The following is a 20,334-nucleotide window of genomic DNA, read 5'->3' as shown; positions in this document are numbered from 1 at the left end:
TTTAACCTACCATATTATTAAGTTGCAGAAGCGGTTGTAATATTGACAGCACGATGAATAAAACAATCGTCGCCATGGATACCACCAGCGCCGGTTCAAAAACCGACAGCGTTAATGTAATTCGATGTTGTAAAGCCGATTCCTGATTTTCCGCCGCGCGATCCATTAAATTACCCAATTCCCCGCTCTCTTCGCCGGAGGCAATCATATACAGCATGGTTGGCGGGAATAATTTCGCCTGTTCCAGCGCCGCATACAGCGACGCCCCCTGGCGCACGGTGTCGGCGGCCTGCTCCAGCACCTGCCGGGCATAGAGGTTTTCAATCCCGTCCATTGCGATATACATGCCCTCCAGCAGCGGCACGCTGCTGGCCTGCAAAATGCTCAGGGTACGGATATAGCGGGCGCTATTGATGGCGCACACCAGCTTTTTAATCGGCGAGCCGTTCACCAGCCAGCTGTGCCAGCGAAAACGGTTTTTCACGTTTCGCACCCAGGTTTTAAAGCCGACGAACGCCCCCGCCAGGCTGCCGGCAATATAAATGCCCCAGGCTTGCAGGAAATCACTGACCGCAATCAGCGTGCGGGTGGTGATCGGCAACTGCTGCTTCATATGGGTAAACTGCTCAATCACCTGCGGCACCACCGCCACCAGCAGAATGCTGATGACCGCGATGGCGACCACGGTGAGGGTAATCGGGTAGACCATCGCCTGCGTCAGCTTGCTTTTCATCTTCTGACGCTGCTCGTTGTACTCCGCCAGCTTTTCCAGCACGTCGCCCAGGTGACCGGTCTTTTCACCGGCCATCACCAGCGTGCAGTAGAGCTTGTCGAAGGTGCGCGGAAACTGGCTGAAGGCGTCGAACAGCGTATGCCCTTCCACCACTTTCTCGCGAATTTCCACGACCATCGCCGCCAGCTTTTTGTCTTCCGTCTGTTTTGAGATGGCCTTTAGCGCGCTCTCCAGCGGCAGCGCGGCGTTCACCAGCGTCGAGAGCTGGCGGGTAAACATCGACAGCACCGGCGTGGAGAGCTTCGCCCCGGTTTTTGCTTTTCCGGCTGCCGCCGCCTCGCGGGTTTCGGTGATGCTGACGGGCATCAGCTTTTGTTCGCGCAACGTCTGGCGAACCTGCTTTTGCCCCTCGGCCTGTAGCGTCCCGCGCTGGGTTTTTCCGGCAGCATCCGTCGCCGTCCAGGCGTAGAAGGCCATTACGCATCCCCCCCACGCTCGGCGGTAACGCGCATCACCTCTTCCAGAGACGTCACGCCGCTAATCACCTTCAGCAGCCCGTTTTCGCGCAGGCTGTAGGCCTGCTTAAACAGCTGCGTTTCGATGGACATTTCGTCCTTATCTTCATGAATGGCGCGGCGCATGGTGCTGTCCACCACCAGAAATTCATGAATACCGGCGCGGCCCTGATAGCCGCTCTGGCGGCAGTGTTCACACCCCACCGCGCGGTAGATCGTTTTTGGCGGCGCGTCCATAAAGCTGAACAGCGCTTTTTCATTGACGTCCAGCGGACTGGTGGTCCGGCAGTGCGTGCACAGCCGACGCACCAGACGCTGGGCAATGACGCCGAGCAGCGATGAACCAATCAAAAACGACTCCAGCCCCATATCCCGCAGACGCGTAATCGCCCCGGCTGCGCTGTTGGTGTGCAGCGTCGACATCACCAGGTGACCGGTAAGCGACGCCTGCACCGCAATCTGCGCGGTCTCTCCGTCGCGAATTTCCCCGATCATCACCACGTCCGGGTCCTGACGCAAAATCGCGCGCAGCCCGCGGGCAAAGGTCATATCGACACGCGGGTTAACCTGCGTCTGCCCCACCCCTTCCAGCTCGTATTCAATCGGGTCTTCCACGGTCAGGATGTTGCGTTCATGCCCGTTCAGCGCCGAAAGAATGGCGTACAGGGTAGTACTTTTACCGGAACCCGTAGGGCCGGTAACGAGGATGATCCCGTGCGGGCGATCGATAAGCCCCTTCAGCTTCTCCAGCTCTTCATCAATCAGCCCGAGCTTGTTGATGTCGGGCTTGAGGTTGCTTTTATCGAGCAGGCGCATGACCACGCGCTCGCCGTACTGGGACGGAATGGTCGACACGCGCACGTCGATCGCCTTGCGGCCAATGCGCAGGGAGATACGGCCATCCTGCGGCAGGCGCTTCTCGGCAATGTCCAGTTTCGACATCACCTTGATGCGCGACACCAGCAGCGGGGCGAGCTTGCGCGCCGGCTGTAGCACCGGGCGCAGCACGCCGTCGACGCGGAAGCGAATGCTCAGCGTGCGCTCGAAGGTTTCGATATGAATATCCGACGCGCCGTCCTTCACCGCCTCGCTGAGAATGGCGTTGATCAGGCGGATCACCGGCGAGTTTTCGTCGTTATCGAGCAGATCTTCGTTATCCGGGATCTCCTCGGTTAGCGCCATCAGGTCGATATCCGCGTCCATATCGTCCACCAGCTGCTGCGAAACGCCGCTGCTCTGCTGCCAGATTTTGGCCAGCAGCTCATCGAAGGCTTCCGGCGTCAGGGTGACCGGAACGAACGCACGTCCCAGTACACGGCGCACCTCCAGCAGTGCATACGCCGGGGTGTCGTCACGGATATAGACATCATTGTTATAAAACAGAACGCCGTTATCCTTTGCGTAGCTGCTGCTGCACAGCGCTTTACTCAGTTCGTCCACGTTGCCCCCTCCGCACTATTCTTTAAACGGATTGCGCGTGGCGCTGGTTTTCACCGGCGCGGCGCTGGCGTCGACAGGGAATGCGGGCAGGACGGCATTGTCGCTCGGCGCAATGATGCCGAGCTTTTTCTCTTCCAGTCGCTGCATCTGGCGCACCCGGATCTGGTCATATTTCTCCTTCGACGCCGCGCTGTAGTTGTCGTCGTCACGCAGGACGGTGGTATGAATAAATACCATCAGGTTGCGCTTGGACGTATCCTGCGAGGTGTAGCGGAACAGCTGGCCCACCAGCGGAATATCGCCGAGCAGCGGCACCTTAGAGACCGACTGCTTGGTGACGTTTTCCATCAGGCCGCCGAGCACCACCGTCTGGCCGCTGTGGACCATCACCTCGTTATTGATGGTGCGGGTGTTGAAGGTCGGGCCGAGGCTGGCGTCTTCCGTCGCGCTGTTGTCAACGCTGGAGACTTCCTGCTCAATCTTCAGGTGGATCATATCGCCGTCGTTAATCTGCGGCACAATTTTCAGCTTGGTACCCACGGTCTTGCGCTCAACGGAGTTGAAGACGTTGTCGCCGCTGGTGGTCTGCGAGCCGGAAAGCACCGGCACGTCCTGACCCACGTTAAACGACGCTTCTTTGTTATCCAGCGTGACCACGCTCGGCGTGGAGAGGATGTCGTTTTTGCCGTCGGTGGAGAGCGCGGTCACCAGGGCGCCGAAGTCGCCGTTAAAGAAGCCGGTCGCCAGGCCGGTGAAGCTCGTCCCCTTCATGGTGCCGTTCTTGATCTGGCTAATCGGTAAGCCGGTGGCGCCGAACTGCACGCCGCCGTGCTTGCCGGTCCACTGCACGCCGAGATCCATGCCGTTACCGTCCTGCACTTCCGCAATGATCGCTTCTACCAGCACCTGCGGACGGCGAATATCGAGCTTGTCGATCACCTTCTCCAGGGAATTCATCACGTTAGGCTGGGCGGTGATCACCAGCGAGTTGGTTGACTCGTCGGCGGTAATATTCAGGTCCGTCGCGGCGCTCGCGGTTTTCGCTTTGGCCGTACCCGGCTTGTCTTTCAGCTGCTCGCCAATACCGGTCAGCACCGGAACCACTTTGGTGGCGCTGGCGTACTTGAGGTAGAAGACGCGGGTATTCCCCTCGTTGTTCTGCTCGCGATCGAGCTGGTGAATCAGGGAGCGGGTGCGCGTGCGTGCATCTTCCGAACCGCTGATCACCAGGCTGTTGGTTTCGTCATCCGCCACCACTTTGGTGGCGAGCTGCGGCGCGTTCTGCCCCTTCTGCTCTTCATTGTTGAGGTTGTTCAACATGTCGGAGAGATCTTTGGCAGAGGCAAAGCGCAGCGGCACGATTTCACGGCGCTGAACGCCCTCTCTGTCAACGCGCTGCACCAGATCCACCAGGCGGTTCACCACCGAGGCCTTACCGGTTAACAGCATCACGTTGGACGGCTCAAAATGCACCACGTTACCGATGCCGGTGGCATCGTTCAGCTGGCGCAGCAGCGGTGCCAGTTCGCGCACCGGCACGTTTTCCATGCGCACCACGCGGGTGATGATCTCATCGCCCTTGCCCGGGTTTTTGCTGTCCGCCAGCGGCGCACCGGCGGTACGCGCCACGCTGGAGCGCACCACTTTGACCATGCCGTTGTCCATCGGGATCACCGACAGGCCGTACAGGTCCAGCACGCTCAGGAAGAACTGGTAATATTCATCTTCCGTCAGCACGTTGTAGGTTCTGACCGAGACGGTGCCCTGAACGGACGGATCGACCAGAATGGTTTTGTTGAGATTGCGGCCTACCGTATCGATAAACTCGCGAATATCGGTATTTTTAAAACTCGCGCTAAAGTTAGCTGCAAGCAGCGAACTGGAATATAACGACAATGCGGTCAGCGCCACGCACGCCCATGGAAATTTCTTCATGTCTGTACACTTGTTAATTGTTTAGAACATTGACCCGAATATTTTCAAGGTGAGCGTGACGCCGAACCACGACCTCCGCCTCTTTCATTTTCGACCAGTTAGCAATAATGCTTTTCGCTTTTGCTTCATCAGTCATATCGACAGAATTAACTTTCACCGCCACATCCCCTTTTTCCAGACCAGACTGGCTGTAGAACGAGGAGGCATTCCGTGGGTTGATCCTGTAGCCTTCCAGCTGGCCCTTTTCTATTAACGGCTTTAACACCAGATAATCATCCAGATGCAAACTGTCTGCACCGGGATCTTTTGTCGATTTGGTCACCGGGCCGCTTTCTGTGCCGCCCTTAAAATAGTCCGGCTTATTTAATGCCAGTACCTGCGTAGCACCTTCATAATTAACAACCACATTATCTTTATTAATTTCCTGAATAAATGCGTCGTTAAAGCCGGTGAGCGGTTCACCCTCGCGGTAGCTTTTCTGGCCGCCCGCCGTTTTGATGACGGCGAAGGAGAGCCAGGCGTCATCGCTGCTCACGATGCCCTCGATTTCCGCCGCCAGCGGGGCTTTTACCGCCGCGGGCACGTTATCCTGACGCACGGCCGCGGTGAATAGCGTGAAGACTTTTTCCTCACGCAAGGTTTTCAGCGGCTGCTCGTCAGAATTAGCCAACTTATTCGTAACTTTTTTATAATCTTTAAAGGTGAGATACCCTTGCTGGCCGCAAAAAATCAGCAACACAAACATAATACAAGGCGTTATCCACCGTGACAGAAATGAGAACCTCATTTTTTATCCGGCCTATAGCAAAGCAAAAATAAGCAGCGTCATACTGCGCCAATATGGATGAAAATAGTAATAAGCTGTTGCAAATGCGACCACTGCCTTTGCCGCTAACTTTCATAAAGAAAAATATTGACCGTATAAAATCCAGATGTTAGGCGCTGCCAGCAGGATATTTTTACCCTGTTTGCAAATTGACCACCTCAGAGCATTAACTTACTTTCTGGTGCTGTTGCTATTCCTAATCAGAGACGGTAAGTCGTTATGTATCAGAGCCACTTTAATTTTAAAAACCCGCCATTCAGGACGATCGCCCGTTTATCCGGGGATTTTCTGGTGCCTTATCATCAGGATGTGTTTAACCTGCTGAAAGAGAAAACCCAACAGGCGGGCATTATCGGGCTCTTTAGCGACGACGCGCCGCTTCTGGCTCACTTCAGCGATGCGCTGAAAGCCAGCAGCGGCAACGTGCTTGCCATCAGCGCGTTTCCAAAATTGAGTGCCAGTAGCCTGCTGTACAAGCTCAACCCGGGAACGAAAGCGATCGGCAACCGTATGCAGGCGGTGGATGCCATACTGCGCCAGTGGCAGGAGGGAAAAGCGAAATCCAGAGTGCTGACCATCGCCCACTGCGAAGCCATGAAAGAGGGCTGTCTGGAAGTCCTGGGTACGCTGCTCACGCGTGCCCAGGAGCTGAACGTCCGCCTGTCCGTGGTGCTAATGGGCGCAGCGGATCGGGAAAGCCTGATTAAGCAACCTGAACTGCGCGAATACATGCACACCCATCACGTTCTGCGCCCCCTGACCTGCCGCGAATACCTGAGCTACGTGCAGGCGCAGTGCGAAGAACACGGCTGTGAAAATTCGCCGTTAACGCCAGCCCGCGTGCGCAAAATGCACGCGCTGACCAAAGGCAACATCAGCAAACTGAATGCTCTGGCACACCTGTCAATGCTCGCCGCCTGGACGGAACGCGCGGCGCAGGTCAGCCCGCGTCATTTACGCCTGGCGGCGGGAGAGATCCTGCCCGCCAAAAAACACGGTAAGCGCCTGGCGACCGTGGGGCTGTTCGCGTCGGTGCTGTTTGCGGCCTGCGGCTGGTATCTGACCTCGTCGATCAGCGCGCACCTTCCCATCCCGCTGCCGGTCCCCGTCAGCTGGAAACAGCCGACGCCAAAACCTGAAGCAGCCGTGGTGCCGGTTATCGACAACGAAATGGTGAATCAGCCGGATGCGATGCACCAGCTTTATCTGATGTGGGGGTATGACGCCTCGGCAGAAGAGGCCCTGTGCCATAACGCCGCGAAAGTGAACCTGATGTGTAAGCAGGGGAACGCGACGCCGGACGCGCTGGCGCGGGAGGGGTATCCGTGGGTCAGCGAGCTCAAAACCGGCGGTCACCTTAACTATGCGGTTGTCGCCCGGGTGGGCGACACGTCGATTGACCTGCTCATGAATAACCGGACCTGGCAGGTGAGCCGCAGCTGGTTTAACCAGCATGCGACCGGCAACTTTACCCAGTTGCACCGCCTGACGCCGGAAGGCCAGGACGCGATCGGCGCCGCCAGCGACGGTAAAGACATGGCCTGGCTCGATCAGCAGTTAAGCCTCGCGCTCAGCAAGCCGGAAACGCACGCCCGGATCTGGACCGCAGAGATGATGAAACGCACCCGCGAGTTCCAGCAACAAATGAAACTGCACGTGGACGGCATCCCGGGAGAAGACACGCTGATGCAATTAATGCGCGTGACCAACAGCACGCCGAGCGTACTGATTCAGGCCGCCCGCACCACCTTGGACGCGAAAACGCAGGAGAAAAAAGCCTAATGTCGACCATCTGTCTTGCGGCCCAGCGCAGCTACACAACCGGAGAGGCGGTCTGGTTCTCGTACCGCCTCCCCAGTCTGAAAAACGTATTCGGCAAAACGGTGTTATGGGCGTTCGGGCTTTGCGCCATGCTGGTTACCGGCCTGTATGCACATGTGTACTGGCACCTCCGCCACCCGTCGCCCGAACCGGTCAAAGCCAGCGTGGCGAAGCCGGAAACGCAGCTTTCAGATATGCATTACGTGTATGTGAGTAAACCGTTCCCGCATCCGCAGCCTAAACCTGCGCCGGTGCATGTTGATGTACCGCCCATGCAGGATCTGCCCATAAACAGCGATGATGCCGACTGGCAGCAGGCGCCCGACGGTGCGGTGCCGCAGGACACGTCGCGGGATACCCTGCCGGGAACCGAGGCGCACGAACGCGACATCGCGCCCGCCAGCGCAGGCAGCAACGATGCGTCTCTTGAAGAATTACTTAAGCAGGCGTTGAAAGAACAGGAGCAGGATTATTCGCAGGGAAAAATACCCGCGCCGCCGGTAGACGAAACGCAGGATAATACGCAGGCAAGCGTAAAACAGAGCGATAATAGCCGGCCTCCGTCAGATGAATCAGGAGACCGGCGGGTGCAGCATTAATATTTTTCAGGCAGAGAGGTGAGATTAAGCAGTCGACCTTTTTCCACCACAATATACTGGCCTTTTTTAAGGTCGGAGAGAATTTTAATAATGGTGCTGCGCGCCAGGTTAGTGTATTCCTGAATGTAATCATAAACGTTGATATCGCGTTGATGCTGGACAATCAGATCGTTTATTTCATATAAAAATTCGCGAACAACGGAATACGCGCTGCGGGCAACCAGAACATCATCGCGTTTGCTCAGCATGCAGATATACCAGGAAAGCACCTTCGTCAGTTCAGGCCACAGGTTTTTCTCGGTCATCAGCCGGGCGAAATCCTCTTTCTTAATGGAGCGAACCACGGTATTCGCCCGCACAAGGCCGTACATATGGGCGGACTGGTAGTACATTGAGGAGAGGCCGAATATGCAGTATCCCGTTACGCTGAACATACACAGCTCGTCTGACTCACGGCGAAACTCTACCTCACCGCTGACGATAATATGGATGTATTCGGAATCAGCCGTAGAGATTTTTTGCCATTTCTTCAGCGTTTTTTCCTCAACGCCGGAAGTGGCAGCGATAATTTTTTCCATCTCGGCCTGCGGACGTAATTTATTTGCGTAGATTCTTAACATTGTTATACCCGATTTAAGATTTTAATGATTATTAATGGCTCCGGCATGACGCCGAATCCTGAATATGAGTCCTGATGACATTCTCAAGAAAAAAAAGAAAGAATAATGCTTTTATTTATTTGCCAATTTAGTTAGCAAGCTATGTGTCTATCTTAAATCCGGATAATTTTAAGTCAATTTACTAAAAGTTAATTGACGATGTACTTAAGATTAATCTCATGACAAGTAAGGAGAATATACCTATTCGGGGGTATTCCGAAGGATTACCCCTGTCCGTATTTCTCTAACAGCGCTTCGGCGATAGCCAGGGATTCAACGTCGGCTACACCGTTCCACAGCTGCGGGCGGAAATGCATCTGGAACGCCATGATGATGCGCTTTTGCTGCACGGGGGAGCTGTCTTCGGGCACCTCGTAGCCGTAGCGGGCCAGCAGATCGAGCAGCGCCGCGGTATCCACCGGCTCATAACGCGATCGCCCGTTCATATAGAACGCCACGCGCGCCGGATCGGGCCACGCGCCTATCCCCTGCTGCGCCAGCTCGCGCCACGGGAACAGCGGGCCGGGATCGTCCTTACGCTGCGGGGCAATATCGGCATGGGCCACGACGTTCTGCGGTTTGATGTCGTAGCGGGCAATGATGTCTTTAGCGAGAGGGATCAGCGCCGCGATTTGTGCCGGTTCAAAGGGCACGAAGGTTTTTACTCCCCCAACTTTCTGCCAGCCACGGTTCTCCAGCTCAATCCCCACGGAGGTATCGTTGATGCGGTTGGTGCCGCGCCAGAAGCTGATGCCCGCATGCCAGGCAAGCTCGCTCTCCGGCACCAGTTGCCAGATGCGTGGTTTACCGTCCGGCGCGGGGGGCCTGGCGGGGATGAGATAATGGGAGCTGACGTTTTTATCGGTCAGGGTTGCAAGCGAGGTGTCAAAATCGTCTGCGGTGTAGTGAATAACCAGCACCTTTATACGCGGGTAGGCCGCCTGCGCCTGATGGCGCGTATCCAGCTCATAAGCACCCTTATCAACGATGCCTTTTTCCGCGGCGCATCCTGCCAGCAGCAGCGCCAGCAGGACGGCTGAGAGCGAACGCGTCATCAACGGATCTTCACCGCCGTGCCGCTTACGCTCACCATCAGCATGCTGGCATCTTTACCGACTGTTTCGTAGTCGATATCAATACCCACCACCGCATCCGCGCCCAGCGCCTTGGCCTGCTCGCCCAGCTCCTTAAACGCAATCTCTCGCGCTTTACGCAGCTCTTTTTCATACGCGCCGGAGCGCCCGCCGACGATGTCGCGAATGCCGGCAAAAAAGTCGCGGAAGACGTTAGCGCCAAGGATCGCCTCGCCGGTGACCACGCCGCAGTACTCGGTGATCGGTTGCCCTTCCAGGGTTGGGGTCGTTGAAAACTGCATACTTTCTCTCCTTCTTTAGCGTTCAATGCGTTAGCAACTGCATTATCGGTTCGTTACGCTATGATTGAAAGGATAGTTAATAAATAAGGAAATCAACATGCGCTACTCTGCTTTAACGCTTTTAGTGCCCTGCGCGCTGGTGCTCAGCGCCTGCACTACGCCGGTCACGCCAGCCTTTAAGGATATCGGTTCCCGCAGCGGCCCCTGCATCGAGGGCGGCCCGGACGCCGTGGCGCAACAGTTCTATGATTATCGCATTCAGCATCGCGGTAATGACCTCACCGCCCTGCGCCCGTACCTGAGCGATAACCTGGCGAAACTGCTTAACGACGCCTCGCGCGATCCGCAGCATAACGCGCTGCTGTCTGCCGATCCGTTCTCCAGCCGCGCGACGCTGCCCGACAGCGCCGAGGTTGCCAGCGCGTCAACCATCCCGAACACCGACGCGCGCAATATTCCGCTGCGCGTGAAACTGACGCAGGGCACCCAGACCTGGCAGGATGAAGTGCTGATGATCCGTGAAGGGCAGTGCTGGGCCATCGATGATGTTCGCTACATTGGCGGCAGCGTTCATGCCCCGGCTGGCACCCTGCGCCAGTCCGTTGAAAACCGCTAACGCAGCGGTGAAATAAACGTTAACCCCGTAAAATGTCCGGCATTTCAGGCGGAATGCCGACATTTATTCTCGCCCCCCTCCCCCTTCGCTATTTTGTGCTATGTTTAAGAAGAAATACGGGTTATATTTAACTTTTAACGCAGAAATATTGCATAACTATTCTGTCAACGGTACTATCTGCGGCCTCAATTGCTATAGATTGCCTGGATGAGTAAAGACTGCCCCGATGAGTATTAAACTAAACGGCATTAACTGCTTCTACGGCGCACACCAGGCGCTGTTCGACATTACGCTGAGCTGCCCGGAGGGCGAAACGCTGGTTTTGCTCGGCCCAAGCGGCGCGGGAAAAAGCTCCCTTCTGCGCGTTCTGAATCTGCTTGAAATGCCCCGCTCGGGCACGCTGGCCATTGCCGGTAACCATTTTGATTTTGCGAAAACCCCTTCTGATAAAGCGATTCGTGAACTGCGTCAAAACGTGGGCATGGTTTTTCAGCAATACAATCTCTGGCCGCACCTGACCGTGGTACAAAACCTGATTGAAGCCCCGTGCCGCGTGCTCGGCTTAAGCAAAGATCGGGCGATGGCGCGTGCCGACAAGCTGCTGGAACGTCTGCGCCTGAAGCCCTACAGCGACCGCTATCCGCTTCACCTCTCCGGTGGTCAGCAGCAGCGCGTAGCGATTGCCCGTGCGCTGATGATGGAGCCGGCGGTGCTGCTGTTTGACGAGCCGACCGCGGCGCTGGATCCGGAAATTACTGCTCAGATCGTGAGTATTATTCGCGAGCTGGCGGAAACCAACATTACCCAGGTCATCGTGACCCACGAGGTGGAAGTGGCGCGCAAAACCGCCAGCCGCGTGGTCTACATGGAAAACGGGTATATCGTTGAGCAAGGTGACGCGAGCTGCTTCACCAACCCGCAAACCGATGCCTTCAAAAATTACTTATCTCACTGACGTGTTAGGGAAATTATAATGAAAAAAGTATTGATTGCCGCGCTGCTCGCTAGCGTCAGCCTTTCCGCTACCGCAGCCCAGACCATCCGTTTCGCCACCGAAGCGTCTTATCCTCCGTTTGAATCCATTGATGCGAACAACAAAATTGTTGGCTTCGACGTGGACCTGGCCAACGCCCTGTGTAAAGAGATCGACGCGACCTGCACCTTCAGCAACCAGTCGTTCGACAGCCTGATCCCGAGCCTGAAGTTCCGCCGCATCGACGCGGTGATGGCCGGCATGGACATCACCCCGGAGCGTGAAAAGCAGGTTCTGTTCACTGCGCCTTACTATGACAACTCTGCCCTGTTCATCGGTCAGAAAGGCAAATACGCTTCTGTCGATCTGCTGAAAGGCAAGAAGGTGGGCGTACAGAACGGCACCACGCACCAGAAATTCATCATGGATAAGCATCCGGAAATCACCACCGTGCCGTATGACAGCTACCAGAACGCGAAGCTGGACCTGCAAAACGGTCGTATCGATGCGGTCTTCGGGGACACGGCTGTCGTGACTGAATGGCTGAAAGCGAACGACAAGCTGGCCGCCGTGGGTGACAAGGTGACCGATAAAGACTACTTCGGTACAGGTCTGGGTATTGCCGTACGTCAGGGCAACACCGAGTTGCAGCAGAAATTCAATGCTGCGCTGGAAAAAGTGAAGAAAGACGGCACCTACGAAACCATCTACAAAAAATGGTTCCAGAAGTAATTCCTGATGAATGAAATTTTTCCTTTAGCAAGCGCCGCCGGGATGACCGTCGGCCTTGCCGTTTGTGCACTGATTATCGGCCTGGTACTGGCGATGTTCTTTGCGGTGTGGGAGTCCGTTAAGTGGCGCCCTGTCGCATGGCTCGGTTCAGCGCTGGTAACCGTGCTGCGCGGGCTACCGGAAATTCTGGTGGTCCTGTTTATCTATTTCGGTTCCTCACAGCTGCTGCTCACGCTGTCGGACGGCTTTACCCTTAACCTCGGCGTTGCGCAGATCCCGGTGCAGATGCAGATCGAGAACTTCGACGTCAGCCCGTTCCTGTGCGGCGTGATTGCGCTCTCCCTGCTCTATTCGGCCTATGCGTCACAAACGCTGCGCGGCGCGCTGAAGGCAGTGCCGCAGGGTCAGTGGGAATCCGGCCAGGCGCTGGGCCTGTCGAAAGCGGCGATCTTCTTCCGCCTGGTGATGCCGCAGATGTGGCGTCATGCCCTGCCGGGGCTGGGTAATCAGTGGCTGGTCCTGTTGAAAGATACCGCGCTGGTGAGCCTGATCAGCGTGAACGATTTGATGCTGCAAACCAAAAGTATCGCCACCCGTACGCAGGAGCCCTTTACCTGGTACATTGTGGCGGCAGCGATCTACCTGGCGATCACGTTGCTGAGCCAGTACGTTCTTAAGCGTATTGATCTGCGTGCAACGCGTTTTGAACGGAGACCAGGCTGATGCTGGACTATTTACCCGAACTGATGAAAGGGCTGCACACCAGCCTGACGCTGACCGTCGCGTCCATCATCGTGGCGCTGATTCTGGCGCTGATCTTCACCATCGTCCTGACGCTGAAAACGCCGGTGCTGGTGTGGATTGTACGCGGTTACATTACGCTGTTTACCGGTACGCCGCTGCTGGTGCAGATTTTCCTGATTTACTACGGCCCGGGGCAGTTCCCGTCGTTGCAGGAATACCCGGTGCTCTGGCACCTGCTCTCTGAGCCGTGGCTATGCGCCCTGATTGCCCTCTCGCTGAACAGCGCCGCCTACACCACGCAGCTGTTTTACGGTGCGATCCGCGCGATCCCGGAAGGCCAGTGGCAGTCCTGCGGCGCGCTGGGCATGAGCAAGAAGGACACGCTGGCGATCCTGCTGCCGTACGCCTTTAAGCGCGCGCTCTCTTCCTATTCCAACGAAGTCGTTCTGGTGTTCAAAAGTACCTCTCTGGCCTACACCATCACCCTGATGGAAGTGATGGGCCACGGGCAGCTGCTGTATGGACGCACCTACGACGTGATGGTGTTCGGTGCGGCCGGGCTGGTGTATCTGGTGGTCAACGGCCTGCTGACGCTGATGATGCGCCTGATCGAGCGTAAGGCGCTTGCATTCGAGCGGAGATCGTAGGCCGGGCCCGCCCGGCAGAAAATGCATAAACGTGAATACACGTGACGGATAACCTTTTGGTTATCCGTTTTTTTTTGCCCACCACCCAATATTTAATCGTTTATATTGCATATAAATTCATTAAATGGCATTGTACGTTCATAAGACCTACAGACGGGAGCAACACAATGAAAAAGTTAGTTCTGGCCGCATTACTGGCAACCTTCGCCGCTGGCGCCTCAGCCGCAGATAAAATCAATTTCGGCGTTTCTGCCACCTATCCGCCGTTTGAATCGCTGGATGCCAGCAACCAGATCGTCGGTTTCGACATCGACCTGGCGAAAGCGCTGTGCAAGCAGATACAGGCCGACTGCACCTTTACTAACCACGCGTTTGACAGCCTGATCCCGTCCCTCAAGTTCAAAAAATACGATGCGGTGATCTCCGGTATGGATATCACCCCAGAGCGCAGCAAGCAGGTCGCGTTCACCGACCCGTACTACGCCAACTCTGCGGTGGTGATTGCGAAGAAAGGCGCGTACACCTCCTTTGACCAGCTGAAAGGCAAGCGCATCGGCATGGAAAACGGCACCACGCACCAGAAATACCTCCAGGACAAGCACCCTGAAGTCAAAACCGTGGCCTATGACAGCTACCAGAACGCGATTATCGACCTGAAAAATGGCCGTATTGACGGCGTATTCGGCGATACCGCCGTGGTGAACGAATGGCTGAAAACCAACCCGCAGCTGGGGACGGCGACCGAGAAAGTGACCGATCCGCAGTACTTCGGTACTGGCCTCGGCATCGCGGTACGCCCGGATAACAAAGCCCTGCTGGAGAAACTGAACGGCGCGCTGAAAGCGATCAAGGCTGACGGTACGTATCAGAAAATCAGCGAGCAGTGGTTCCCGCAGTAATCGCTTTTTGCCGGGTGGTCTGGCCTACGGGGGTGGTCTGTAGGCCGGGTAAGCGCAGCGCCACCCGGCAATTTCTCACAGCGGCACAAAGAACCTGAACCGCGCCCCGCTTACGGACTCCATCAACCGGATCCCCCCGCCGTGCAGCTCCAGCATTCTTTTCACGATCAATAGCCCTAATCCGCCCCGGTTGTCCCGCGACGCCTGAGGATTTAACGCTGAAGGCCGCTGGAACAGATCGTCCCGCAAGGCCGCATCGACGCCCGCGCCGTTATCTTCCACTTCAACCTGCAACCGGTCGTTCTCCTGCCACACCGCCAGACGAATGTCTCCGCCCGGTGGCGTATGGCGTATCGCGTTATCCAGCAGATTCGTCACCACCCGTTCAATCATGGAGACGTCGGCGTTCACCAGCGGCAGCGGACCCGGCACATCAATATGCAAATTTAACTCCCGCGTGCGGGCGGCCAGCTCAAACTTCTGCGCCACGTCGGAAATCAGCTCGGCCATGGCAAAACGCTCGCGCTGGGGCTTGATGCCGCCGTGCTCAAGACGCGCCAGCTCAAACAGCTGCTGCGACAGATGGCGCACCTTTTGCCCCTGACGCAGCGCGGTGGCGAGGTACTGCTGGTGCTCCTGCGGCGTCAGCGTCGCGGATTTCAGCGACAGCGTTTCCAGATACCCCAGCAGCGAAGTCAGCGGCGTACGCAAATCGTGTGAAATATTGGCGATAAACTCCCGGCGCTGACGGTCGCTGTCGGCCAGCCGATCCCACTGAGAGGTGATTTTGCGCGCCAGCTCAATAAAGGTATTGCGCAGGATCGCCACTTCATCCTGGCCGGCAGGCGCCAGCGGCTGGGCCGCCAGTTGCTTGATCGCGCTGATGCTGTCCTGCTCCAGCCCGGCCACGTCCATCGTGAGCTGTTTGACCGGACGCGTCACCCAGTACCAGATGAGCACCCCCGCCAGCAGGCCAAACAGCGCCACCAGCAGCATGGACCACAGCGCCGTACTCCAGAGCGCTTTGTGCCAGGCCGTCTCCGCCAGCGCGTTGAACTCCTCCCCCTGCAAAATAATGTACAGATAGCCTTTCAGCTCGCCGTCCTGACGCAGCGGCGTGGCGCTGAAGATCTTTTTATTCTGACTGCGGGGGTCGTCGCCCAGCACCGGCATCACCGTCCCGCTCAGGAAATGTTGAATCGGCGCAAGGTCAATTTTTTGCCGCTGGATGTGGCCCGGCGGGGCGGCATCGGCCAGGATTTCGCCATCCGGGGAGACAACATACAGCTCGACGCTCGGATTAAAGGTCATCAGCCGGTCGAACAGGGGCTTTAAGGCACTGCGATCCACCCTGCCCTGCGCGTTTAGAATCGGTTCCCGCTGGACGATCTGCTGCGCCAGCCCGCCGGAGAGCCGCTGCACCATGGCGTTGCCGTACTGCATGCTGCTGTAGAGCTGCACCGCACAGGCAACGGTAGCGCAGAGCAGCAATAACGCCGTAAACAGCAGCGTCAGGCGCTGGCTCAGGCTAAAGCGACGCATCATGGTTACGCTCCGCAAACTTATAGCCTTTGCCCCAGACGGTGCGAATGATTTCCGGCTCGGCGGCATCTTTCTCTATTTTGATGCGCAGGCGGTTGATGTGGGTATTGACGGTGTGCTCGTAGCCTTCGTGCTGATAGCCCCACACCTGTTCCAGCAGCGCCAGCCGCGAGAAGACCTCGCCGGGATGGCGAGCAAAGAAATAGAGCAGCTCAAATTCGCGCGGGGTGAGATCGACGTGTTGGCCGTTGAGACGCACGCTGCGCGCCAGCGGATCGATCGTCAGGCCGTGCGCCTGGATAATGCCGTCCGTCTGCGCCTGCCCCATCGCCTGCTGACGGCGGAACAGCGCCTTAATGCGGGCAATCAGCTCCTGCACCGAGAACGGTTTTGCCAGATAATCATCCGCCCCGGTTTCCAGGCCGGTAATACGATCGGTTTCACTGCTGCGGGCGCTAATGATGATAATGGGCAGGTAGCGGGTCATCTGGCGGATACGGCGGCAAATTTCCAGGCCGTCGACGTTCGGCAGCATCAGATCGAGGATCACCGCGTCCCACGGCTGTTTTTCCAGAAGCGGTAACGCCTTCCCCCCGTCCGGCTCGTGGGTAATGGTGTAGCCTTCGTCTTCTAAGTTGAGGCGCAGGAGCGCCGCAATATCGTGGTCATCTTCCACCAGCAGGATCTGCTTCATCGCTAAGCCTTTATACAATTTTTATGACGTAAGCTTACCTGATTTCGCAGGGATGAAGAGTTCACATTTTGTTTAAGATTTCACGAGCAACGTCAGCACTTCGTAATGCGCGGTGTGCGGGAACATATCAAAGAGCTGAACGCGCTCAATGCGGTAACCCGGCAGATTAGCGATATCTTTCGCCATAGTCTGTGCGTTACAGCTGGAATAAACGATGTACTTAGGCGCCATCTGGCTCAGGTAGTCGCACAGTGCCTGGCCGATGCCCCGGCGCGGCGGGTTCACCAGCACCAGCTCCGGCACGTTGCCCTGCCCGGTCGCGAACTGCGTGGAGTCCAGCGCCTGGAAGTGCAGATTGGTTAACCCCAGTTCAGCGGCGGACTGCTTTGCGCAGGCAATCGCTTCGGCGGAGATTTCAATGCCGGTGAGCTGCATCTCAGGCGTGGCGCAGTGCAGGCCAAAGCCGCCGACGCCGCAGAACAGATCCCACATGTGATGAACCTGTAACGCGCGCACCCAGTCGCGCGCGGTGGCGTACAGCGCGCTGGCGACGGCGGGGTTAGTCTGGAAGAAACTTTGCGGACGGATCCACAGCGGCACGCCGTTAAAGTTCTCCGCCAGCGCATGCTGTTCGGTGAAGAAAATCTCTTTCTCCCCTTCCATGATCGCCATGTGCACCGGCTGAATGTTGGCCGTGATCACCCGCAACTGCGGAAGCTGGGCCTGCAATGCCGGCAGCGCTGCGCGCAGCTGCTCCAGCTTGCTCTCTGAGCGCAGCACGAAGCGCAGCATCATGCCGCCGTCGATCTGGCTTTCGGTCAGCAGGAGGTATTTCAGCTCGCCGCGCCTGCGGGCAACGTTATAGGGCGTTAACCCCGCGCGGGCGATAAACGGCTTCAGTGCGGCAAACACCGGTTCAAACGAAGCGGGATACAGCGGGCAGGCGGTGAGGTCTTCCGGCGTGCCGTCACGGTGGAGCATGCCCAGCAGCGGCTTTTCGACGCTGCCGCTGACCACCATTTTGGCTTTATTACGAAAGCCCTGCTCCGGCCCGCTGACGGGTGCGCACCACTCGCCCACCGCGTGACCGGCAAGCAGCTGCTGTAAATCGGCCATTTTGGCGGTGAGTTGTTGAGAGACCGGCTGTTCTATCCACTGACAGGAGCGGCAGCGACCGGCGTCATAGAGTGCGCACTGCATATGAAAACCTCAAGGAAAACGAGGGCTGCGATTATACACATTATTGCAGGCGGAAGAACCGCCGACTGGAGGCGGGAACATAGAGCAGGCAGAGCACCAGCATGTCCGGCAATTTCTGCATCACTAAGGAATGGAAAATCTCGCGGCGGGAACCGCCGGGAATGCTGAACAGCTCCGGATAGCCGTAGCCCAGCGAGGCGGCCCACAGATAGCTGGCGGCGGTGATCTGCGTAAGAAAATAGACCCAGCGCGCCCAGTTGCGCCCCTTTACCAGCGAGAACGCGCAATAGATCTCAATAAACACCAGCATCAGGCTGCTGAGAAACACCAGCGTCAGATTCCACGTCTGCGCGCTGCGATGAATGAACTCCCCCATGCCCCGCGGGCCCAGCGTGTTCATAATCATCAGCACATCCAGGCAGCGGATCATAATAATGGCGAGCGCCGCCACCTGAACCAGCGCAGGGACGTTCGGACGGGCGTGCGAATGACGTGTTTTTTGCAAGAATCCCAATGTTTTTACTTCCCTGAAAAACAGTGCCGCGTCATACGCGGCACATCACTGGAAATAATAATTCCTTCAGCCGCGTCTTGCACGCTGGATATCGCGAACGCGCTGCTTTTCCGCGCGCGCCATCAAATACCAGGCTATAAATCCGACAATTCCGACCACGCCAAGGATGATAGACGCCAGGGCGTTAATCTCCGGATTCACCCCCATGCGCACGCTGGAGAAGACCAGCATCGGCAGCGTCGTCGCGCCCGGCCCCGAGACAAAGCTGGCGATAACCAGATCGTCGAGCGAGAGCGTGAACGCCAGCAGCCAGCCGGAGATGACCGCCGGCATAATCATCGGCAGCGTGATGATGAAGAAAACCTTCAGCGGCGTGGCGCCGAGATCCATCGCCGCCTCTTCAATGGAGCGGTCCAGCTCGCGCAGACGCGAGGAGATCACCACCGCCACGTAGGCCGTACAGAAGGTCACGTGCGCCAGCCAGATGGTAAGCATCCCGCGATCCGCCGGCCAGCCGATGGCGTGCGCCAGCGCCACAAACAGCAGCAGCAGCGACAGGCCGGTGATCACGTCCGGCATCACCAGCGGCGCGGTGATCATAAACGCAAAGCCGTTGGCCCCGCGGAAGCGGCCAAAGCGCACCATCACCAGCGCGGCAATCGTGCCCAGCACGCAGGCCATCGTCGCCGCCAGCGCTGCAATGGTCAGGCTTAATCCGACCGCGCTCATCATCGCCTCATCGTGGAACAATGCGCTATACCAGCGCGTCGACCAGCCCGCCCAGACGGTCACCAGCTTTGAGCTGTTGAACGAGTAGATCACCAGCATCAGCATCGGCGCGTACAGGAAGGTGAAGCCAATCACGAGGATCAGAATGCGCCACGGAGAGCGTACTACCGGTAAGTTGTTCATCCGCGATCTCCCATCTGTTTCTGCTGATGCTTGTGGAACCACATGATCGGCACGATCAGCAGCAGCAACATGACGATCGCCACCGCCGAGGCCACCGGCCAGTCGCGGTTATTGAAGAACTCCTGCCACAGCACGCGGCCAATCATGATGCTGTCCGGACCGCCGAGCAGTTCCGGGATCACAAATTCCCCGACCGCCGGGATAAACACCAGCATCGACCCGGCAATGATCCCGCCTTTGGTCAGCGGCACGATCACGCTGAAGAAGGTCTTCAGCGGCCGCGCGCCGAGATCCAGCGAGGCTTCCACCAGCGAGTAGTCAATGCGCGTCAGGGCGGTGTAAATCGGCAGCACCATAAACGGCAGGTAAGCGTAAACAATCCCGATATACACCGCGAGGTTGGTGTGCAGGATGGTCAACGGCTGGTCGATGACGCCAAGCCACAGCAGAAAGTTATTCAGGATGCCGTTATTTTTCAGGATCCCCATCCAGGCGTATACGCGGATCAGGAACGACGTCCACGACGGTAAAATCACCAGCAGCAGCAAAATGTTTCGCGTTGACGGCTTGCTGTGCGCCACCGCCCACGCCAGCGGGTAGCCCATCAGCAGACAGCATATCGTCGAAACGGCGGCCACCTGCAACGACTGTAAATAGGCTTCGAAATAGAGCGGATCCTCGGTGAGCTGGAGGAAGTTGCCCAGATTCAGCGTCAGCGTCAGCTGCCCGTCGGCCCACTCCCACAGATCGGTGTACGGCGGGATCGCCCGCGCCATCTCCGCCAGGCTGATCTTAAAGACGATCAGGAACGGCAGCAGAAACAGCAGGATCAGCCAGATATACGGCATGGCGATGACCAGCTTGCGGCCATGCGCCATCTGCACGCGCGCCAGCCAGCGCGCGAAGCCGCCCGGTGTTTTGACGCGGGCTGGAGGTTCAAGTGTACTCATGGCCGCTC

Annotated in this window: 21 protein-coding genes; 8 read left to right on the top strand and 13 right to left on the bottom strand. The window is 57.3% G+C overall.

Going from position 1 to position 20,334, the window contains the following annotated elements; translation table 11 throughout:
* Position 1 precedes the first annotated feature (1 nt).
* Genes gspF through gspC form a run of 4 tightly spaced genes read right to left on the bottom strand, consistent with a single transcriptional unit; the run spans position 2 to position 5,368 of the window.
* Positions 2 to 1,210, bottom strand: a complete 1,209-nt coding sequence (gspF, locus tag IM300_RS07235) for a type II secretion system inner membrane protein GspF (RefSeq protein ID WP_193035903.1) — start codon at positions 1,208 to 1,210, stop codon at positions 2 to 4.
* Positions 1,210 to 2,688, bottom strand: a complete 1,479-nt coding sequence (gspE, locus tag IM300_RS07230) for a type II secretion system ATPase GspE (protein WP_193035901.1) — start codon at positions 2,686 to 2,688, stop codon at positions 1,210 to 1,212. Before gspE ends, gspF begins: the two co-directional genes overlap by 1 nt.
* Positions 2,689 to 2,703: 15 nt before the next feature.
* Positions 2,704 to 4,623, bottom strand: a complete 1,920-nt coding sequence (gspD, locus tag IM300_RS07225; RefSeq protein ID WP_193035899.1) for a type II secretion system secretin GspD — start codon at positions 4,621 to 4,623, stop codon at positions 2,704 to 2,706.
* Positions 4,624 to 4,636: 13 nt separating this feature from the next.
* A complete protein-coding gene (gspC, locus tag IM300_RS07220; RefSeq protein WP_193035897.1) occupies positions 4,637 to 5,368 on the bottom strand; it encodes a type II secretion system protein GspC in 732 nt (243 codons plus the stop codon).
* Between the two features lie 300 nt (positions 5,369 to 5,668).
* Between gspC and IM300_RS07215 the strand changes: the two genes are divergently transcribed.
* Both IM300_RS07215 and IM300_RS07210 read left to right on the top strand, forming a co-directional pair.
* Positions 5,669 to 7,231, top strand: a complete 1,563-nt coding sequence (locus IM300_RS07215) for a peptidoglycan-binding domain-containing protein (protein ID WP_193035894.1) — start codon at positions 5,669 to 5,671, stop codon at positions 7,229 to 7,231.
* Complete coding sequence (locus IM300_RS07210) at positions 7,231 to 7,869, top strand: hypothetical protein (protein ID WP_193035892.1); 639 nt, start codon at positions 7,231 to 7,233, stop codon at positions 7,867 to 7,869. Before IM300_RS07215 ends, IM300_RS07210 begins: the two co-directional genes overlap by 1 nt.
* On the opposite strand, the gene IM300_RS07205 is transcribed toward IM300_RS07210, so the two are convergent.
* The 3 genes from IM300_RS07205 to IM300_RS07195 all read right to left on the bottom strand — a co-directional run bounded on the left by IM300_RS07205 (position 7,866) and on the right by IM300_RS07195 (position 9,903).
* Positions 7,866 to 8,489 carry a helix-turn-helix domain-containing protein gene (locus tag IM300_RS07205; RefSeq protein ID WP_107535021.1) on the bottom strand — a complete coding sequence of 208 codons (624 nt, stop codon included), beginning with the start codon at positions 8,487 to 8,489 and terminating at the stop codon, positions 7,866 to 7,868. The two genes, IM300_RS07210 and IM300_RS07205, sit on opposite strands and share 4 nt — an antisense overlap.
* 263 nt (positions 8,490 to 8,752) lie before the next feature.
* Positions 8,753 to 9,583, bottom strand: coding sequence for an N-acetylmuramoyl-L-alanine amidase (locus IM300_RS07200; RefSeq protein ID WP_193035890.1), 831 nt, complete (start codon positions 9,581 to 9,583; stop codon positions 8,753 to 8,755).
* Positions 9,583 to 9,903, bottom strand: a complete 321-nt coding sequence (locus IM300_RS07195; protein ID WP_063449218.1) for a heavy metal-binding domain-containing protein — start codon at positions 9,901 to 9,903, stop codon at positions 9,583 to 9,585. The genes IM300_RS07200 and IM300_RS07195 overlap by 1 nt, the downstream gene beginning before the upstream one ends.
* A 97-nt stretch (positions 9,904 to 10,000) precedes the next feature.
* Between IM300_RS07195 and IM300_RS07190 the strand changes: the two genes are divergently transcribed.
* The 6 genes from IM300_RS07190 to artJ all read left to right on the top strand — a co-directional run bounded on the left by IM300_RS07190 (position 10,001) and on the right by artJ (position 14,514).
* A complete protein-coding gene (locus IM300_RS07190; RefSeq protein WP_063449219.1) occupies positions 10,001 to 10,519 on the top strand; it encodes a lipoprotein in 519 nt (172 codons plus the stop codon).
* A 226-nt stretch (positions 10,520 to 10,745) separates the two neighbouring features.
* Positions 10,746 to 11,474, top strand: a complete 729-nt coding sequence (artP, locus tag IM300_RS07185; RefSeq protein ID WP_063449220.1) for an arginine ABC transporter ATP-binding protein ArtP — start codon at positions 10,746 to 10,748, stop codon at positions 11,472 to 11,474.
* Between the two features lie 18 nt (positions 11,475 to 11,492).
* Positions 11,493 to 12,224 carry an arginine ABC transporter substrate-binding protein ArtI gene (artI, locus tag IM300_RS07180; RefSeq protein ID WP_063449221.1) on the top strand — a complete coding sequence of 244 codons (732 nt, stop codon included), beginning with the start codon at positions 11,493 to 11,495 and terminating at the stop codon, positions 12,222 to 12,224.
* A gap of 6 nt (positions 12,225 to 12,230) precedes the next feature.
* Positions 12,231 to 12,947, top strand: a complete 717-nt coding sequence (artQ, locus tag IM300_RS07175) for an arginine ABC transporter permease ArtQ (protein WP_063449222.1) — start codon at positions 12,231 to 12,233, stop codon at positions 12,945 to 12,947.
* Entirely contained in the window at positions 12,947 to 13,615 is a 669-nt protein-coding gene (gene artM / locus IM300_RS07170; RefSeq protein ID WP_131637835.1) for an arginine ABC transporter permease ArtM, read from the top strand. The genes artQ and artM overlap by 1 nt, the downstream gene beginning before the upstream one ends.
* 167 nt (positions 13,616 to 13,782) lie before the next feature.
* The gene (gene artJ, locus IM300_RS07165) at positions 13,783 to 14,514 is read left to right on the top strand and encodes an arginine ABC transporter substrate-binding protein ArtJ (protein WP_045417365.1); all 732 of its coding nucleotides are present in this window, start codon (positions 13,783 to 13,785) and stop codon (positions 14,512 to 14,514) included.
* Positions 14,515 to 14,589: 75 nt separating this feature from the next.
* Here the strand turns inward: artJ and IM300_RS07160 are convergent, their stop codons facing one another.
* The 6 genes from IM300_RS07160 to potH all read right to left on the bottom strand — a co-directional run bounded on the left by IM300_RS07160 (position 14,590) and on the right by potH (position 20,326).
* A complete protein-coding gene (locus IM300_RS07160) occupies positions 14,590 to 16,059 on the bottom strand; it encodes a sensor histidine kinase KdpD (RefSeq protein WP_193035888.1) in 1,470 nt (489 codons plus the stop codon).
* Positions 16,043 to 16,750 (bottom strand): response regulator transcription factor, encoded by a 708-nt coding sequence (locus IM300_RS07155; protein WP_063866230.1) that lies wholly within the window; start codon positions 16,748 to 16,750, stop codon positions 16,043 to 16,045. Before IM300_RS07155 ends, IM300_RS07160 begins: the two co-directional genes overlap by 17 nt.
* 72 nt (positions 16,751 to 16,822) lie before the next feature.
* Positions 16,823 to 17,950: a 23S rRNA (uracil(747)-C(5))-methyltransferase RlmC gene (gene rlmC / locus IM300_RS07150; RefSeq protein ID WP_193035886.1), complete on the bottom strand. Its 1,128-nt coding sequence runs from the start codon at positions 17,948 to 17,950 to the stop codon at positions 16,823 to 16,825.
* Between the two features lie 40 nt (positions 17,951 to 17,990).
* Positions 17,991 to 18,488, bottom strand: coding sequence for a YbjO family protein (locus IM300_RS07145; RefSeq protein ID WP_087878582.1), 498 nt, complete (start codon positions 18,486 to 18,488; stop codon positions 17,991 to 17,993).
* Positions 18,489 to 18,530: 42 nt separating this feature from the next.
* The gene (gene potI, locus IM300_RS07140) at positions 18,531 to 19,376 is read right to left on the bottom strand and encodes a putrescine ABC transporter permease PotI (protein WP_063449228.1); all 846 of its coding nucleotides are present in this window, start codon (positions 19,374 to 19,376) and stop codon (positions 18,531 to 18,533) included.
* Positions 19,373 to 20,326: a putrescine ABC transporter permease PotH gene (gene potH, locus IM300_RS07135; RefSeq protein ID WP_063866228.1), complete on the bottom strand. Its 954-nt coding sequence runs from the start codon at positions 20,324 to 20,326 to the stop codon at positions 19,373 to 19,375. Before potH ends, potI begins: the two co-directional genes overlap by 4 nt.
* Positions 20,327 to 20,334: the final 8 nt, after the last annotated feature.

Origin of the sequence: Enterobacter cloacae complex sp. I2 (assembly GCF_014896205.1) — a bacterium.
In the GTDB taxonomy this organism is placed as follows: Bacteria; Pseudomonadota; Gammaproteobacteria; order Enterobacterales; family Enterobacteriaceae; genus Enterobacter; species Enterobacter quasihormaechei.
The sequence above is the reverse complement of the archived record's forward strand: the minus strand, read 5'-3'. Positions and strand labels throughout refer to the sequence as shown.

What these genes read in the sequence shown, in the direction of transcription:
- gspD (WP_193035899.1), bottom strand. Translation starts at nt 4,623, where the DNA reads ATGAAGAAATTTCCATGGGCGTGCGTGGCGCTGACCGCATTGTCGTTA.
- artQ (WP_063449222.1), top strand. Translation starts at nt 12,231, where the DNA reads ATGAATGAAATTTTTCCTTTAGCAAGCGCCGCCGGGATGACCGTCGGC.
- artI (WP_063449221.1), top strand. Translation starts at nt 11,493, where the DNA reads ATGAAAAAAGTATTGATTGCCGCGCTGCTCGCTAGCGTCAGCCTTTCC.
- artJ (WP_045417365.1), top strand. Translation starts at nt 13,783, where the DNA reads ATGAAAAAGTTAGTTCTGGCCGCATTACTGGCAACCTTCGCCGCTGGC.
- gspF (WP_193035903.1), bottom strand. Translation starts at nt 1,210, where the DNA reads ATGGCCTTCTACGCCTGGACGGCGACGGATGCTGCCGGAAAAACCCAG.
- IM300_RS07200 (WP_193035890.1), bottom strand. Translation starts at nt 9,583, where the DNA reads ATGACGCGTTCGCTCTCAGCCGTCCTGCTGGCGCTGCTGCTGGCAGGA.
- IM300_RS07155 (WP_063866230.1), bottom strand. Translation starts at nt 16,750, where the DNA reads ATGAAGCAGATCCTGCTGGTGGAAGATGACCACGATATTGCGGCGCTC.
- rlmC (WP_193035886.1), bottom strand. Translation starts at nt 17,950, where the DNA reads ATGCAGTGCGCACTCTATGACGCCGGTCGCTGCCGCTCCTGTCAGTGG.
- potH (WP_063866228.1), bottom strand. Translation starts at nt 20,326, where the DNA reads ATGAGTACACTTGAACCTCCAGCCCGCGTCAAAACACCGGGCGGCTTC.
- artP (WP_063449220.1), top strand. Translation starts at nt 10,746, where the DNA reads ATGAGTATTAAACTAAACGGCATTAACTGCTTCTACGGCGCACACCAG.
- artM (WP_131637835.1), top strand. Translation starts at nt 12,947, where the DNA reads ATGCTGGACTATTTACCCGAACTGATGAAAGGGCTGCACACCAGCCTG.
- IM300_RS07195 (WP_063449218.1), bottom strand. Translation starts at nt 9,903, where the DNA reads ATGCAGTTTTCAACGACCCCAACCCTGGAAGGGCAACCGATCACCGAG.
- potI (WP_063449228.1), bottom strand. Translation starts at nt 19,376, where the DNA reads ATGAACAACTTACCGGTAGTACGCTCTCCGTGGCGCATTCTGATCCTC.
- IM300_RS07190 (WP_063449219.1), top strand. Translation starts at nt 10,001, where the DNA reads ATGCGCTACTCTGCTTTAACGCTTTTAGTGCCCTGCGCGCTGGTGCTC.
- gspC (WP_193035897.1), bottom strand. Translation starts at nt 5,368, where the DNA reads ATGTTTGTGTTGCTGATTTTTTGCGGCCAGCAAGGGTATCTCACCTTT.
- IM300_RS07160 (WP_193035888.1), bottom strand. Translation starts at nt 16,059, where the DNA reads ATGATGCGTCGCTTTAGCCTGAGCCAGCGCCTGACGCTGCTGTTTACG.
- IM300_RS07205 (WP_107535021.1), bottom strand. Translation starts at nt 8,489, where the DNA reads ATGTTAAGAATCTACGCAAATAAATTACGTCCGCAGGCCGAGATGGAA.
- IM300_RS07210 (WP_193035892.1), top strand. Translation starts at nt 7,231, where the DNA reads ATGTCGACCATCTGTCTTGCGGCCCAGCGCAGCTACACAACCGGAGAG.
- IM300_RS07215 (WP_193035894.1), top strand. Translation starts at nt 5,669, where the DNA reads ATGTATCAGAGCCACTTTAATTTTAAAAACCCGCCATTCAGGACGATC.